14 protein-coding genes are annotated in these 14,531 nt (G+C 75.2%); 10 read left to right on the forward strand and 4 right to left on the reverse strand.

Annotated elements, in window-relative coordinates; all coding sequences use genetic code 11:
- Positions 1-25 precede the first annotated feature (25 nt).
- The 9 genes from VG869_09310 (at position 26) to VG869_09350 (ending at position 9,426) form a co-directional block, all read left to right on the forward strand.
- Positions 26-487, forward strand: coding sequence for a hypothetical protein (locus VG869_09310; GenBank protein ID HEV3451390.1), 462 nt, complete (start codon positions 26-28; stop codon positions 485-487).
- Complete coding sequence (locus VG869_09315) at positions 484-1,686, forward strand: cytochrome P450 (GenBank protein HEV3451391.1); 1,203 nt, start codon at positions 484-486, stop codon at positions 1,684-1,686. Before VG869_09310 ends, VG869_09315 begins: the two co-directional genes overlap by 4 nt.
- Before the next feature lie 80 nt (positions 1,687-1,766).
- Positions 1,767-3,032, forward strand: coding sequence for a hypothetical protein (locus VG869_09320; GenBank protein HEV3451392.1), 1,266 nt, complete (start codon positions 1,767-1,769; stop codon positions 3,030-3,032).
- Positions 3,033-3,077: 45 nt separating this feature from the next.
- Positions 3,078-4,331: a hypothetical protein gene (locus tag VG869_09325; protein HEV3451393.1), complete on the forward strand. Its 1,254-nt coding sequence runs from the start codon at positions 3,078-3,080 to the stop codon at positions 4,329-4,331.
- On the forward strand, positions 4,328-5,125 hold the full coding sequence (locus VG869_09330; GenBank protein HEV3451394.1) for an enoyl-CoA hydratase-related protein: 798 nt from the start codon (positions 4,328-4,330) through the stop codon (positions 5,123-5,125). Before VG869_09325 ends, VG869_09330 begins: the two co-directional genes overlap by 4 nt.
- Positions 5,122-6,375, forward strand: coding sequence for an acyl-CoA dehydrogenase family protein (locus VG869_09335; protein ID HEV3451395.1), 1,254 nt, complete (start codon positions 5,122-5,124; stop codon positions 6,373-6,375). The genes VG869_09330 and VG869_09335 overlap by 4 nt, the downstream gene beginning before the upstream one ends.
- Positions 6,372-7,175, forward strand: coding sequence for an enoyl-CoA hydratase/isomerase family protein (locus tag VG869_09340; protein ID HEV3451396.1), 804 nt, complete (start codon positions 6,372-6,374; stop codon positions 7,173-7,175). The genes VG869_09335 and VG869_09340 overlap by 4 nt, the downstream gene beginning before the upstream one ends.
- The gene (locus VG869_09345; GenBank protein HEV3451397.1) at positions 7,172-7,993 is read left to right on the forward strand and encodes an enoyl-CoA hydratase/isomerase family protein; all 822 of its coding nucleotides are present in this window, start codon (positions 7,172-7,174) and stop codon (positions 7,991-7,993) included. Before VG869_09340 ends, VG869_09345 begins: the two co-directional genes overlap by 4 nt.
- Positions 7,990-9,426, forward strand: coding sequence for a class I adenylate-forming enzyme family protein (locus tag VG869_09350; protein ID HEV3451398.1), 1,437 nt, complete (start codon positions 7,990-7,992; stop codon positions 9,424-9,426). The genes VG869_09345 and VG869_09350 overlap by 4 nt, the downstream gene beginning before the upstream one ends.
- Positions 9,427-9,478: 52 nt before the next feature.
- Here the strand turns inward: VG869_09350 and VG869_09355 are convergent, their stop codons facing one another.
- The 4 genes from VG869_09355 to VG869_09370 all read right to left on the reverse strand — a co-directional run bounded on the left by VG869_09355 (position 9,479) and on the right by VG869_09370 (position 13,562).
- A complete protein-coding gene (locus VG869_09355; protein ID HEV3451399.1) occupies positions 9,479-9,898 on the reverse strand; it encodes a DUF3054 domain-containing protein in 420 nt (139 codons plus the stop codon).
- Positions 9,895-11,034, reverse strand: a complete 1,140-nt coding sequence (locus tag VG869_09360; protein HEV3451400.1) for a lysylphosphatidylglycerol synthase transmembrane domain-containing protein — start codon at positions 11,032-11,034, stop codon at positions 9,895-9,897. Before VG869_09360 ends, VG869_09355 begins: the two co-directional genes overlap by 4 nt.
- 123 nt (positions 11,035-11,157) lie before the next feature.
- Entirely contained in the window at positions 11,158-12,159 is a 1,002-nt protein-coding gene (locus VG869_09365; GenBank protein HEV3451401.1) for a cytochrome d ubiquinol oxidase subunit II, read from the reverse strand.
- Entirely contained in the window at positions 12,156-13,562 is a 1,407-nt protein-coding gene (locus VG869_09370; GenBank protein HEV3451402.1) for a cytochrome ubiquinol oxidase subunit I, read from the reverse strand. The genes VG869_09365 and VG869_09370 overlap by 4 nt, the downstream gene beginning before the upstream one ends.
- Before the next feature lie 226 nt (positions 13,563-13,788).
- Between VG869_09370 and VG869_09375 the strand changes: the two genes are divergently transcribed.
- Positions 13,789-14,418, forward strand: coding sequence for an alpha-ketoglutarate-dependent dioxygenase AlkB (locus tag VG869_09375; protein HEV3451403.1), 630 nt, complete (start codon positions 13,789-13,791; stop codon positions 14,416-14,418).
- Positions 14,419-14,531: the final 113 nt, after the last annotated feature.

Consider the following 14,531-nt stretch of genomic DNA (forward strand, 5'->3'; position numbering starts at 1 on the left):
TCCGGGCGGGCGATACGGTGCGGGCGTGCCGACCGTTCGCTTCAACCACATGGAGCTCACGTTCCCGCCCGGCACGCTCGACGAGGCCTTCCGCCGCGACGTCGCCGCCTGCTACGGCGAGCTGTTCGGCTGGGAGAGCTCGGACGTCGACATCGTGGGCCAGTCCTGCCAGTTCCTGCGGGTCGACGACGGACAGTTTCTGCTCCTCGCCGAGTACGAGCGGCCGATGCAGTCGCTCGGCTACGACCACCTCGGGCTCCTCTGCGACAGCCGCGCTGAGGTCGACGAGGTCTTGGCGCGCGCCACGGCCTACCGGGACCGCGACGACCGCCTGCGGATCAAGGAGTACGAGGACCTCAAGACCGGGAACGTGACCGTGCACGCGTTCTACGTGAAGTACCTCCTGCCGATCTGGTTCGACGTGCAGTGCATGGAGTGGCAGCCCGGCACGGCACCCGCGCACCACTGGCAGTACGCGCCGGCGTGAGCGTCGCGGTGGAGTTCAACCCGTTCTCGCCCGACTTCTTCGACGACCCGTACGACACCTACCGGTGGATGCGCGACGAGGCCCCAGCGTACGAGAACGAGCGCTTCGGGTTCTGGGCGCTGTCCCGCTACGAGGACGTCGTCGCCGCGCACCGGGACTGGCAGACCTTCAGCAGCGCCCACGGCGTGACCATCGACCAGCTCCGTGATCCCGAATCCCCGGTGCCGGGGACGAGCCTCATCATGATGGACCCGCCCGAGCACGAGCGGATGCGCAAGCTCGTCAGCCGGGTGTTCACCCCGCGCGCGGTCGAGGGACTCGAGCCGCTGGTGTGGGACGTCGTGCGCTCGCACCTCGACCCGCTCCGGGACCGGGCCACCTTCGACCTCGTCGCCGAGTTCTCGGCCCCGTTCCCCGTCGAGGTGATCTCGAGCATGCTCGGGGTGCCGCCCGCCGACCGCCAGCAGATCCGGCACTGGACCGACCAGCTGCTGCACCGAGAGCCGAACGACCCGCAGCCGACGCAGGAGGGCATCGAGGCCGCGCTCTACCAGGTCGCCTACTTCATGGACCTCATCGCCGAGAAGCGCCGGCGTCCGGGCGACGACATGATCACCCGCCTCCTCGAGGCCGAGGTCGCCGACGACGACGGCGAGCGGCACCACCTGACCGACGAGGAGATCGCCGGGTTCGCGTTGCTGCTCGCCGCGGCCGGGAGCGAGACGGTCACGAAACTGGTCGGCAACGGTGCCGTGCTCTTCGCCCGCAACCCCGACCAGTGGCGCCGGCTGCTCGAGGACCGGTCCGCGAGCCCCGCCGCGGTCGAGGAGGTCCTCCGCTACTGGGCCCCGTCGCAGTACCAGGGCCGGTTCTCGCACGCCCCGTCGACGTGGCACGGGGTCACGATCCCCGCCGGCGCGCCGGTCCTCCTCATCACCGGCGCCGCCAACCGCGACGAGCGCGCCTACGAGGACCCCGACCGCTTCGACGTCGACCGCCCGGCGCGCCTGCCGGTCGGGCTCGGCCACGGCATCCACGCCTGCCTCGGAGCCGCCCTGGCCCGGCTCGAGAGCCGCGTCGCCTTCGAGGCCATCGCCGAGCGGTGGCCGCGCTACGCCGTGGAGGAATCGGGCCTGCGCCGGGTGCACATGTCGAACGTGGCCGGCTTCTCCAACGTGCCCGTCCTCGCCGCCGCCTGAGGCCCGCCCGGATTCCGTATATGATATACGAACCCGGCACGGGGGACCCGAGCCGGGGCCGCGCAGGGGAGGGCGCCCGCATGACCGTCGCGCCTGCACTCGACGAGCTCCCTCGGGCCCAGCTGGTCTCGGTCGTGCTCGAGTGGATGCTGTCCGGGATGATCGTGACGCGGGCGATGCTCCCGCAGGTGGTGATGCGCGGCGGCGACCTCGACCTCATGAACCAGGTCGCGATCGACGAGTGGATGGGCGCCAGCCCGGTCTACACGCGCCGGATGCGACAGCTGATGGGCATCGAGGGCGACGACGTCGCCGCCATCATGAAGGCGCTCCAGCTCGACGTCGGCTTCGTGCACCAGTACATGGACGTCGGCTACCGGCAGGTCGACGAGCAGCACGCGGAGTTCTGGCTCGCCCACTGCGGCGCGCTCATGGACACCGAGCCGCACGGCGAGGAGCGCGTCGTCGGGATGTGCCACACCATCGAGGACCCCACCTTCGACGCCACCGCCCTCGCCACCAACCCGCGGGCGCGCATCCGCCCGATCCACCGGCCGCCGCGCGTGCCCGCCGACCGGCACCCGCACTGCCACTGGACGATCACGATCGACCCCGCCGCCGAGCCGGTCGGGTCGGTGCCGCTCACCGACGCTGTCTCGACGCTCCCGCTGGCGCGGATCCCGAACCCTCGCCCCCCCGACCGCGAGCCGGGCGGTCGGCGCGACTACGCGGGCCCGTTCGACCCGGACTTCGAGCTGTCCGACCTGTCGGACGGAGCCCTCGTCGGCGTGGCCCGCGAGTTCCAGGTGCAGGCCCACCTGCTGATGTGCGCGAGCGAGCTGGCGCTGCGCGACCGGTTCGGGGCCGACGCGGCACGGGAGATCCTCGCCGACGCCTGGGCCGGCGCGGGCTGGATCGCCAGCGAGCGCCTGGGCCGCGCCCTGCCGGCGACCGGGTCGAGCGCGGACGTGGCGCGCGTCCTGGCCCTGCAGCCCATGCTCCCGCCCGGGTTCGACACCACGATCGAGGAGCTGGAGCCCGGCCGCGTGCGCGTCGAGCTGCGCCCTTGCACCGACGGGATCCTCGACCCCGACCACCCCGGCTGGTGCGGGCTGCTCGCCCGCGGCGAGACGCGCGGCGTCGCGGCGATGGCGCACGCGGTCGACCGGCGGGCCCGCGTCGCCGAGCGCGCCGTTCACGACGGCACGCTGCGGATCGACGTCGTCGTCGACGAGGACGCGGCTCCGGTCCCCGAGCCCGACGCCGCCGCCCTCGTCCGCATCGGCATGGTCAGCGTCTGGGACTTCGACACCGCCGATCGTGTTGCCGCCCCCCGCCGTCGCTGACCGTCGCCCGGGCCGAGGCCGGCCGGGCCGTGCGACACTGCGAACGTGAGCGACGCCGGCCGCATCACCGACGAGGGCGTCGCGCGCCTGCGGGCCCGGATCGGCGTGCCCGAGCCCCACCCGCAGCCGCCGCACTACCGCGGCCCCGGCGGCGACGCCTTCCGCCACGTGGCCGAGTGCTACGGCGACGACAACCCGCTCTGGTCCGAGCCCGACTACGCCGCCGCGACCCGGTGGGGCGGCCTGATCGCGCCGCCGGCGCTGGTCGGCGGCGACACCCTGATCGGCGAGGACGAGGTCGCCGAGGTCGCGCCCGAGCAGCGCGAGCTGATGCGCGGCGACCCGCTGCGGGGGGTGCACGCCTACTACGCCGCGAGCGCCCACGAGTGGTGGGCGCCGCTGCGGCCCGGGCGACCGACCTGGCGACGGAACGCCCTCGTCGGCGTGCTCGACAAGCCGAGCGACTTCGCGGGCCGGGCCGTCCACGAGTGGACGGCCCAGGTGTTCCGCGACCCGGACGACCTCCTCGCCGCGCAGCTGCGGCTGATGGTGCGGACCGAGCGCGGCGAGGCCCGCGAGCGGAGCCGGGAGGAGGAGCTCGCCCCGACCGAGCCGTACACCGACGAGCAGCTCGAGGCGATCGACGCCCAGTACGCGCGCGAGCGCCGCCGGGGCTCCGAGCCGCGCTGGTGGGAGGACGTCGCGGAGGGCGACGAGCTGGACCCGCTCGTCAAGGGCCCCCTGACCGTGACCGACATGATCTGCTGGCACGTCGGGATGGGGATGGGCCTCTACGGCGTCCGCCCGCTCCGGCTCGGCGCCGCCAACCGCGCCCGCATCCCCCGCTTCTACCGTCGAGACGACCTGAACATCCCCGACGTCATGCAGCGGGTCCACTGGGATCCGGCCTTCGCCCGCGCCGCCGGCAACCCGACCACCTTCGACTACGGCCGCATGCGCGAGACCTGGCTCATCCACCTCTGCACCGACTGGATGGGCGACGACGCCTGGCTCTGGACGCTCGACTGCGAGTTCCGCCGGTTCAACTACGTCGGGGACACCCACTGGATGCGGGGCGAGGTCCAGCGCAAGTACTGCGCCGACGGTCGCCCAGCGGTCGACGTGACGCTGCGGGGCGAGAACCAGCGGGGCGAGGTGACGACGCCCGGCCGCGCCACGATCCTGCTGCCGAGCCGGGAGCACGGGCCGGTCCGGCTCCCCGTGCCGGCTGGGGACGCCCGAGACCTCCAGGGCGCGCTCGACGCCATCAGCGCCCGGTTCGCGGCGGACCGGACGTGACCGACGCCGCCCTCGACGTCCGGCACGACGGCGCCGCGCTCCGTCTCACCCTCGACCGCGCCGAGCGGCGCAACGCCCTCGACGACGCGACGACCGCGGCGCTGATCGCCGAGCTCGAGCGCGCCAACCAGGACGAGGCCGTGCGGGTCGTCGTGCTGACCGGACGCGGCGACGACTTCTGCGCCGGCTTCGACCTCGGCACCCGGGCCGCCGACGGGCAGGCGCGGCCGCGGGTCGGGAGCATCCAGCGACGGGTCCCGGCCCGGGCCCACCGGCTCGTCGCGCTCCTGTGCTCGATCCAGGTGCCGGTCGTCGCCGCGGTGCGCGGGTGGGCGGCCGGCATCGGCCTCCACCTGGCGCTCGCCGCCGACTTCTGCGTCGCCGCGCGCGACGCCCACCTCTGGGAGCCGTTCAGCGCCCGCGGCTTCACGCCCGACAGCGGCGGCACCTGGCTCCTCCCCCGCCTGGTCGGCGTGGCGCGGGCGAAGGAGCTGCTGCTGCTCGGCCGGGAGCTGTCCGGCACCGAGGCCGCCGCCTGGGGCCTCATCCACACCGCCGTCGACGCCGCCGACGTCGAGGCGACGGCCGACGAGCTGGCGGGTCGCCTGGCCGCGGGCCCGACCGTGGCCCTCGGCCTCACCCGGTGGCTCGTCCACGCCGGGAGCGGCCTCGACCTCGAGCGGCACCTGGCCAACGAGGCGCTGGCGCTCGAGCTGTCCTCGCGCACGGCCGACTTCCGCGAGGGCCTCGCGGCGCTGCGGGAGCGGCGGGACGCCCGCTTCGAGGGCCGATGAGCGCGCGCCCCGCTGTCGACGCCGACACCGGCGAGGCCGACGCGGTCGCCGCGACCGCGGCCTGGGTCGAGCAGCACGTCCCGGCGTCGTGGCGCGCCGCCGCCGCCGGTGGTCGCGACGCCATTCGGGCCGTGCGCAGCCGCGACGACTACGAGGCCTGGTACCCGGTGTTCGGCGCCTCCGGCCTCGTAGCGCCGACGTGGCCGCCGGCCTACGGGGGCCTCGGCGTGTCGGCCGCGGTCGCCCGCGCGCTCGAGGCGGTGCTCGCCCCGTACCACCTCGGCCGGCTGAACCCGCTCGGCCTGAACCTCTGCGCGCCCGCGCTCCTCGCGCACGGCACCGAGGCGCAGCGACGACGGTTCCTGCCGCCGATCGTGCGGAACGAGGAGCGGTGGTGCCAGCTGTTCAGCGAGCCGGGCGCGGGCTCGGACCTGGCGTCGCTCGCCAGCCGGGCCGAGCGGGACGGCGACGAGTGGGTCGTCACGGGCCAGAAGGTGTGGACGACCTGGGCCCATCGCTCCGACTTCGCGGTGCTGCTTGCCCGCACCGACCCCGACGTCCCGAAGCGGCGCGGCATCACCTACTTCCTGTTGGCGCTGCAGCAGCCCGGCGTGGACGTCCGGCCTCTGCGTCACCTCACCGGGGAGGTCGACTTCAACGCCGTGTTCCTCGACCGGGCCCGCGTTCCCGACGACCAGCGGGTCGGCGCCGTCGGCGACGGCTGGCGGGTGGCCAACGCCACCCTGGCGTCGGAGCGCCAGATGGTCGCCGGGGCGGGGTCCGGCGGCGTGGACCGCATCGGTGGGTCCGGCGTCGAGCACGTGCTGGCGCTGGCGCAGCGCCGCGGGCTCGGAGCCGAGCCGCGCGCCCGGCAGCGCCTCGCCGGGTGTTACGCCGAGGAGCGCGTCCGCGCCTGGACGAACGCGCGCGCCCGCGCCGGTCGCTCGGCCCGCCGCCCTCCCGGCCCGGAGAGCAGCATCGGCAAGGTCCACTCGGGGGAGGTCAACCAGCGGCTCCAGCTGCTGGCGACCGACCTGCTCGGCGCCGACGCGACGGGTTGGACGACGAGCGCGCGCGCCGAGCCGACGATGCCCCACGAGGTCCACGGCATGCTGCGCAGCCGGGCCAACACCATCGAGGGCGGCACGAGCGAGGTGAACCGCACCATCGTCGGCGAGCGCGTGCTCGGGCTCCCCCGGGAGCCCGACCCGTGGCACGACGTCCCCTGGCGAGAGGTCCCCCGCTCGTGACCACGCCCTACACCCGCCTCGAGGTGTCCCGACGGGGCCCCGTCGGGTGGCTGGTGTTCGACCGTCCCGAGGCCGGGAACGCCCTCGACGCGGCCATGTTCGACGAGCTGGAGCGGGCCTGGCTCGAGCTGGACGCCGACCCCACGGTCCGGGTGATCGTGAATACCGGCGCCGGCTCGGCGTTCCAGACCGGCGTGGACCTCGGCGCGCTCCGCGACGACCCGGACGGGCTGCGGGCGCACGCCCGGCGGACCCGCGACGCCGAGCTGCGGTTCACGGCCTGGCACCTCGGGATCGCCAAGCCGGTCATCGCCGCCGTGAACGGGGTGTGCGCGGGCGGCGGCCTGCACTTCGTCGCCGACGCCGACGTCGTGATCGCGGCGTCCGACGCCACCTTCGTCGACCCGCACGTGTCGGTCGGCCAGGTCGTCGCGTACGAGGGCATCGCCCTCGCCCGCAAGTCGCCGATGGAGGCGATCCTCCGGCTGGCGCTGGTCGGCCGCTACGAGCGGCTGACGGCGCGGCGCGCCTACCAGCTCGGCGTCATCAGCCAGGTCGTCGACCCACCGACGGCGCTGCGCGACGAGGCCCAGGCCCTCGCCGAGACCATCGCCCGCAACTCCCCCGCGGCCATGGCCGCCACCAAGCGCGCCCTCTGGGGCGCGCTCGAGGCCGGCCTCACCGACGCCAGCCGCGCCGGCGCCCGCGAGCTCGTCTCGCTCTGGGGCCACCCCGACCAGGACGAGGGACCCCGCGCCTTCGCCGAGCGGCGCGAGGCCGAGTGGGTCGTGGCGCCGTGACCTACGAGCACCTCCTCGTCGAGCGCCACGGTCCGGTCGGCTGGCTCATCAACAACCGGCCCGACCAGCTGAACGCGATGAACGCCCGCATGCGCGACGAGTTCGCCGACGCCTGGGTCGAGCTCGACTCCGACCCGGCGGTCCGGGTCATCGTCCACACCGGCGAGGGGCGCGCCTTCCAGACCGGGGTCGACGTCAGCGAGATCGCGACCGACGGCGTCGGCATGCAGCGCTACCGGCAGTCGGTGGAGGACTTCGACCTGCACTTCACGGCGTGGCACCAGCGGGTGTGGAAGCCGGTCATCACCGCGGTGAACGGGATCTGCTGCGGCGGCGGCTTCCACTGGATCGCCGACGCCGACATCGTCATCGCGGCGTCGGACGCGGTGTTCTTCGACCCGCACGTCTCGGTCGGCCAGGTCGTGGCGCTCGAGGCGATCGGCCTGATCCGCAAGATGCCGGTCGAGCCGGTCATGCGCATGGCGCTGGTCGGGCGGCACGAGCGCGTCAGCGCCGTGCGGGCGTACGAGCTCGGCATGATCAGCCAGGTCGTCGACCCGCCGGCGGCGCTGCGCGACGAGGCCCAGGCCCTCGCCGAGACCATCGCCCGCAACTCCCCCGCGGCGATGGCCGCCACCAAGCGCGCCCTGTGGGGCGCGCTCGAGGCCGGGCTCACCGACGCCAGCCGCGCCGGCGCCCGCGAGCTCGTCTCGCTCTGGGGCCACCCCGACCAGGAAGAGGGACCCCGCGCCTTCGCCGAGCGGCGCGAGCCGCGGTGGGCCGAGCCCGTCGGCCGCGACGCCGGTCCCGGCCGGTGACGCTCGCCGACCTGTTCGGCGCTGGTGACCCCGCCGCCGTCGTCGTGCACGCCGGGGACCGGCGCGTGACGCGCCGCGAGCTCGACCGGATGGCGGGGAGCCTCGCCGACGCCCTGGCCGGGCTCGGGGCGCCCGCGGGCAGCCCGGTGGCGGTGATGCTCACCGGACCCGAGGTCGTCGCGGCGCTGTTCGCGACCTGGCGGGCCGGGCTCGTCTACGTCCCGGTCAACCCGCGGCTCACCGACGCCGAGGTGGGCCGCGTCCTCGCCGCGGTCCCGGTCGCGGTGGTGGTGACGAGCGCCGCCGACGCCCGCCGGTTCCACGACGGACCGGTCGTGGTCCTCGACGCCGACGGGGCGCGTCCGGTCCGGGACCAGCCCCCGGCCCGTCCGCCGGCCCGCTACGACTCGGACACGGCGCTCGTGCAGCTGACGTCGGGGACCACCGGGCCGCCGAAGCCGGTCCGGCTCCGCCACTCCTCGGTTCGGGACCAGTTAGACCGGGTGCTGACGACCCTGCGTCCGCGTCGCAGCGACGCCAGGCCGCCGGCGGCGAGCATGCCGAACCTGATCCCGCTCTCGCTCTCGCTGTGGGCCGGGATCTACAACGTGTGCTTCGCCCTCCGCGCCGGGGCGCCCATCGTGCTGCTCGAGCGCTTCGACACTCGGGCGTTCGCCGAGCTCGTCGCCCGGTTCGAGGTGCGGTCGGTCGTGCTCCCGCCGGCGGCGATGGCGATGCTCGCCGACGACCGGTCCGTCACGTCGCTCGCCCCGCTGCGGCTCGTGCGCAGCATCACCGCGCCGCTCTCGCCGTTCCTCGCCCGTCGGTTCCGGGATCGGTTCGGCGTCGACGTCCTGAACTCCTACGGGCAGACCGAGCTCGGCGGGGAGGTCATCGGGTGGAGCGCCGCCGACCTGCGCGCCTTCGGCGCCGCGAAGCTCGGGGCCGTCGGTCGCCCGCACCCCGGCGTCGAGGCGCGCGTCGTCGACGGGGAGCTGCAGGTGCGCACCGGCGCCGGGCTCGGCGGCTACGCCGACGGGACCGGCTTCGAGGACCGGCTCGACGCCGACGGGTGGTTCCGCACCGGCGACCTGGCCCGGATCGACGACGACGGCTTCGTGTGGATCGACGGACGCGTGGCCGAGATGATCAACCGCGGCGGCCTGAAGGTCTTCCCGGGCGAGGTGGAGGAGGTGCTGCGCGCCGAGCCGGGGGTGCGCGACGTGGCCGTGGTCGGCGCTCCCGACGAGCGGCTCGGCGAGGTCCCGGTGGCGTTCGTGGTCGGCGACGTCGACGACGGCCGGCTCGCCGCCCGGTGCCGCGCCGAGCTCGCGCCCTACAAGGTCCCGGCTCGGTTCGTGCCGATCGACGCCCTCCCCCGCAACGCGGTGGGCAAGGTCGTGGCCCGCGACCTGCTCGCCGCGCTGCCCTGAGCGCGGCCCCGACCACGGGGTCGTGGCGGCGGCGCGCTTCGCGCCGCGGCCGTCACCCGGAGCGGCGCTCGCCGGCGCTGACGCCCGCCGGGGTGGGGGTCGAGCCGGTCACGACCCGCGCGACGGCCCGCCACCCCGCCGTCGCCAAGGCGACGAAGCCGAGGGCGACGACCCCGAACACCACCGGCGTGGCCCGGCCGGTGACGGTGGCCCGGAGTACGAGCGCCAGCGTGACCCCGAGCAGGCACGTGGCCGACAGGCGACGCCACGGCCGGGACCGGGCGGTGTAGAGGCCGGTGGCGGCGGCGGCCGCGAACCAGCCCACGAGGAACGGCCACAGCACCACGACGAACCAGCCGGAGCCCCCGTGCAGGTCGTGGCTGCGCCGGCCCAGCGCCACGAAGGCGACGAGGGCGGCGGCGTCGGCGAGCGCGGCGCCCAGCGGGGCGCGCTCGAGCCGCGGTGGGGTCACGAGGCCGAGTGTGCCGGCCGCACCCCGGCTCGGGTCGCATCGGGCCCGGGTGCCGACCCCGGGGGGGGATGACGATGCCGGAACGCGAAGGCGGCGCCGAGGCCGACGGGGAGCGGCAGCCAGAACGAGACCAGCCGGAACGTCAGCGTGGCCAGCACGGCGTCGGACGCGCCGACGCCGGCGAGCGCGAGCGTGCCGGTCAGGCCGGCCTCGACGAAGCCGAGCCCGCCGGGCGTGAACGGGAGGAGGCCGAGGAGGGAGGCGGTCGTGAACGCGAGCAGCACCAGCGTGGGCTCGACCTTGGCGCCGATGGCGTGGAGCGCGACGAGGAGGCTGAGGTACTCGAACGCCCAGCGGGCCACCGCGTAGGTCACCGCGAGCGCCCAGTGCGAGCCCACGGTGATGCGGAGGGCGTCGCGCTGCTCGACGAGCCGCGACCCGAGGTCGCGGATCGGTGGCCGACGACGGCGGAGCCGGTTGACAGCCGCGGCGAGGCCGTCCCCGAGCAGCTCGAGCGGGCGTCGTCGGTGCAGGACGAGCGCACCGACGATCGCGATGACGACGAAGACGACGGCCCCGATCCACGCCGCGTCGGCGAGGCTGCCCGGGACGTTGAGGCCGGCGAGGATGGCGGGGAGGCTGAAGATCGGCAGGACCAGCACCGCGATCGTGATGAGGATCGACTGGGCGGTCAGCGCCGAGGCCACGGCGGTGAGGTCGTAGCCGGCGTCGGCGAGCAGCCGAGCCTGGAGCGCGGTGCCGGTGGCGCCCCCGCCGGGGGTGATGCGGTTGAACGCGTTGCCCACCAGCTGGCTCGTGGCGCCGTCGAACCACGTCACCTCGGGCATGACGACCCGCTGCAGGGCCCAGATCGCCGCGAAGCTGGCCGCCTCGCAGGCGAGGATCACGACGAGCCAGACGGGGTCGAAGCGGTCGAGGCGCTGCCACGCCGCCAGCACCTCCACGATGCTCGGGGCGAGCAGGTAGAGGCAGATCCCGGTCACGCCGAGGAGCAGGACGCGTCCGAGCGACCAGCGTCGGTGCGGCGCCGACCCGTCGGTCGCCCCCACCGCCGCGGCGCGCGCACGCGTCGAGGTGTCGGCCCCCGGGTCGGGAGTCGCTGCCGGCCGCTCCACGCGATGACCCTCCCGCGCTCATCTCGTCGGTCCGCTGCAGCCTCGACGTTATGGCACCGGCCGGCACCCGATCGGGGACCGGGCCCGGACCGGCGGTCGAGCGGCGCACCCGCGGCCGGGCGCCTACAGGCTCGTGCCGTCGAGGCGACCCCGCTCGCCGAGCGTGTAGAGGTAGACGAGCGACGGCACGCACGTCACCGCGGCGACGAGGAAGATCGCCACGACGATCCGCAGGGTGGCGTCGGGGGCGGCGCCGGCGCCGAGCGACAGGTGGGTGCCGAGCAGGAACGGGTACTGGGCCACCCCCCAGCCGCCGACGACCGCCGCGACCGCGGCCGCGGCCAGCGGCCGGCCGGCCCGCGGCGCGCCCCGGCCGAGCACCGCGAGCGCGCCGAGGCCGCACAGCCCCGACAGGACGACGAGCGGGAGCGCCACCCCGATGAGGTGGTGGAACAGCCGCGGCGCGTCGCCGCGCAGCACCCAGATGCCGGCGACCGCGACGACGCCGGCGAGGAGGCCGGCGCCGACGGCCCGGGCCCGGAAGTACCGCTCGAGGTCCCGGAGCCCCCGCCGGTTCGAATCCGCCACCAGGAACACCGCCGCGAGGTAGGCGCAGACGATGACGGCGAGCGTCCCGCCGAGCATCGAGGTCGGGTTCACCCAGCTGGCGATCGGGCCGCCGGCCCCGTCGGCCGGCACCCGGCCCGAGGCGATCCCGCCCGCGACGGCGCCGAGGAAGAAGGGGGTGATGAGCGACGACACCGCGAACGCCACCCCGTAGAGGCGCTGCTGGGTGAGCGTCTCCGACACCTTCCCGAACGCGAAGCCGGCACCGCGCGCCACGATCCCGACGGCCGCGACCGCCAGGGGGACGTAGAGCGTCTCCATGATCGACGCGAACGCGCCCGGGAACGACGTCCACAGCACCACGAGGCAGAAGATGAGCCAGACGTGGTTGGCCTCCCACACCGGCCCGATGGCCTGGTCGATGAGCCCGCGGGGCCGCCGGCCCCGGTCGACGCCGCCGGCGGTGAGATCCCAGAAGCCGGCGCCGAAGTCGGCGCCGCCGAACACCGCGTAGAGGGTGACGCCGAGGAAGAGGACGACGCCCGCCAGGTCGCTCACGGCGTCCGGCCCGCCGTCGCCGGCGCGTCGAGGCGGCGCGCCGGGCCGTAGGGGACGTCCTGGTCGCCGACCCCGTCGTCGGCGCGTCGCCAGCGCCGGGCCATGCTCCGCAGCACGAGGATCGTCGCCGCGGTGAGGAGCGCGTAGAGCACCACGACCACACCGAGGCTGACCCACACCCCGTCGGCGCGCGTCACCGCGTCGCGGGTGCGGAGCACGCCGTAGACGATGTACGGCTGACGCCCGACCTCGGTGACGGTCCAGCCGGCCCACATCGTCACCAGCGCGGCGGCGCCGGCGACCGAGGCCGCCCGCAGGAACCACGGGGAGGCGCTCACGTCTCGGCGCCGCCACCACAGCGCGGCGAACCACGCCGCCAGCGCGAGCAGGGCCGTCCCGAGGCCCACCATCACGTCCCACGCCAGGTGCACGATCGTCGTCGGGGGCCGGTCGGCCGGCGGGACGGCGTCCAGGCCCCGGACCCTCGTGCTCGTGCTCCACCCGGAGAGGAGGGACGCCACGCCGGGGAGCCGCAGGTAGGGCTCGTGCACCCGGCCGCCGGCGAGGTAGCCGCCGATCGTCTCCGGCACGTGGCGGCCGGTGTTCGGCGCCAGCTCCATCGCCGCGAACTTCGTCGGCTCGTTGTTGAAGACCCAGCGCGCGGCCGCGTCACCGACGCCGATCTGGAACGGCATGAGCACGGCGGCGACCGTGAACGGGATGAGGAAGCCGATCCGGTGGTAGCGGTCGCGTCGGCCGCGCAGCATCGCGACCGCGTAGACGCCGCCCACCAGGAAGCCCGCGACGATGTAGGCCGCGAGCAGCATGTGCAGGCCCTCGTGCCAGAAGGCGCCGTTGAAGATCACCCGGCTCGCGTCGACGGCGACGACGCGGCCGTGGCGCAGCGTGTAGCCACCGGGGTCGTTCATCCACGAGTTGGCGGCGACGACGGACAGCGCGCCCCCGATCCCGGCCAGCACCACCGGCACCCCGGCCCAGAAGTGCGGCCACGGCGGCATCCGCTTCCAGCCGTAGATGTAGATGGCGACGAAGATCGCCTCCAAGAAGAAGAACAGGCCCTCGACGACGAACGGGATCCCGTACGCCGGCCCGAACCGGCGCATGAGCCCGGGCCACAGAAGCCCCATCTCGAACGACAGCACCGTCCCCGTGACCGCGCCGACGGCGAACAGCACCGCCGCCACCTTCGACCAGCGCTCCGCCAGCACCAGCGCGTCGCGGTCGTGCCGGCGGAGCCCCCGGTAGTTCGCCAGCAGCGCCAGGGCCGTGAAGGCCACGCCGAAGGGCACGAGCACGATGTGGACGCCGAGCGTGAACGCCATCTGGGTCCGGGCCGGCAGCAGCTGGGACGGGTCGGCGGCAGCGAGGACCGCGCTCAGCACGGCCGCGGCCGCCGGCCCGAGCGCAGGAGGACGACGGCGCCCAGCAGGAACCGAGCTCGCCGTTCCTGCAACCCGTGCCCCCTGGTGTCGACGCGGCCGCCCCATTCTCGCCGGCCGCGCCGACCGGGAGCGGGCAACGACCGCGGTCGAAGCCGGGCTCCGTGCCGCTGGCGTCGGGGGTCGGGGTCCCGGCGGGCGGCAAACGCGCGTTCGGTAGGGTGGTCCGGTGGAGGCTCTGCAAGGGACGTTCCTGGGGGCGGGCACGCCGTCGGTCGATCCCGACGCGGCCGTGGAGCGCGTCCAGCTCGATGCCACCTCGTGGATCGACGTGTCCCGCGGCTGGCTCCGCGGCGCCGACACCCTCCTCGAGGCACTCGTCGAGACGGTGCCGTGGCGGCAGGGCCGTCGCAAGATGTACGACCGGGTCCTCGACGACCCCCGGCTGTCTCACTGGTACAACGCCGCCGACCCGCTCCCCGACCCTGCGCTCGACGCCATCCGGGCGTCGCTCTCGGGCCGGTACCGGGTCCGCTTCGGAGCGGTCGGGCTCAACTACTACCGCGACGGCCGCGACAGCGTCGCCTCCCACCGCGACCGGGAGCTCCGGCACCTCGACGAGACCCTCGTGGCGATCGTCACCCTCGGGGCCGCCCGGCCCTTCCTCGTGCGCCCGCGCGGCGGGGGGCCGTCGCACGACGTGCGGCCAGCGTCTGGTGACCTGCTCGTGATGGGCGGGCGCGCGCAGGCCGACTGGGAGCACTCGGTGCCGAAGGTGGCCCGTGCCGGGCCCCGCATCAGCGTGTCCCTGCGGTGGTCGTCACAGCACGGCCCGCCCACCGCGCCCCGCCGCCGCTGACGCCCGACCGGCCCGGGCGGGACCCACCCGACCGCCAGCTGGGCGCGACCGCCGGCTTGGATGCTCGCGCCGACGAGCGGCGCGGCCGGCAGACTGGCGGCCCAGCACCGATC

Source organism: Acidimicrobiia bacterium (assembly GCA_035948415.1).
Lineage (GTDB): Bacteria > Actinomycetota > Acidimicrobiia > IMCC26256 > PALSA-555 > PALSA-555.

Coding starts and splice junctions, on each gene's coding strand:
- VG869_09335 (HEV3451395.1), top strand. CDS start 5,122: ATGAGCGCGCGCCCCGCTGTCGACGCCGACACCGGCGAGGCCGACGCG.
- VG869_09320 (HEV3451392.1), top strand. CDS start 1,767: ATGACCGTCGCGCCTGCACTCGACGAGCTCCCTCGGGCCCAGCTGGTC.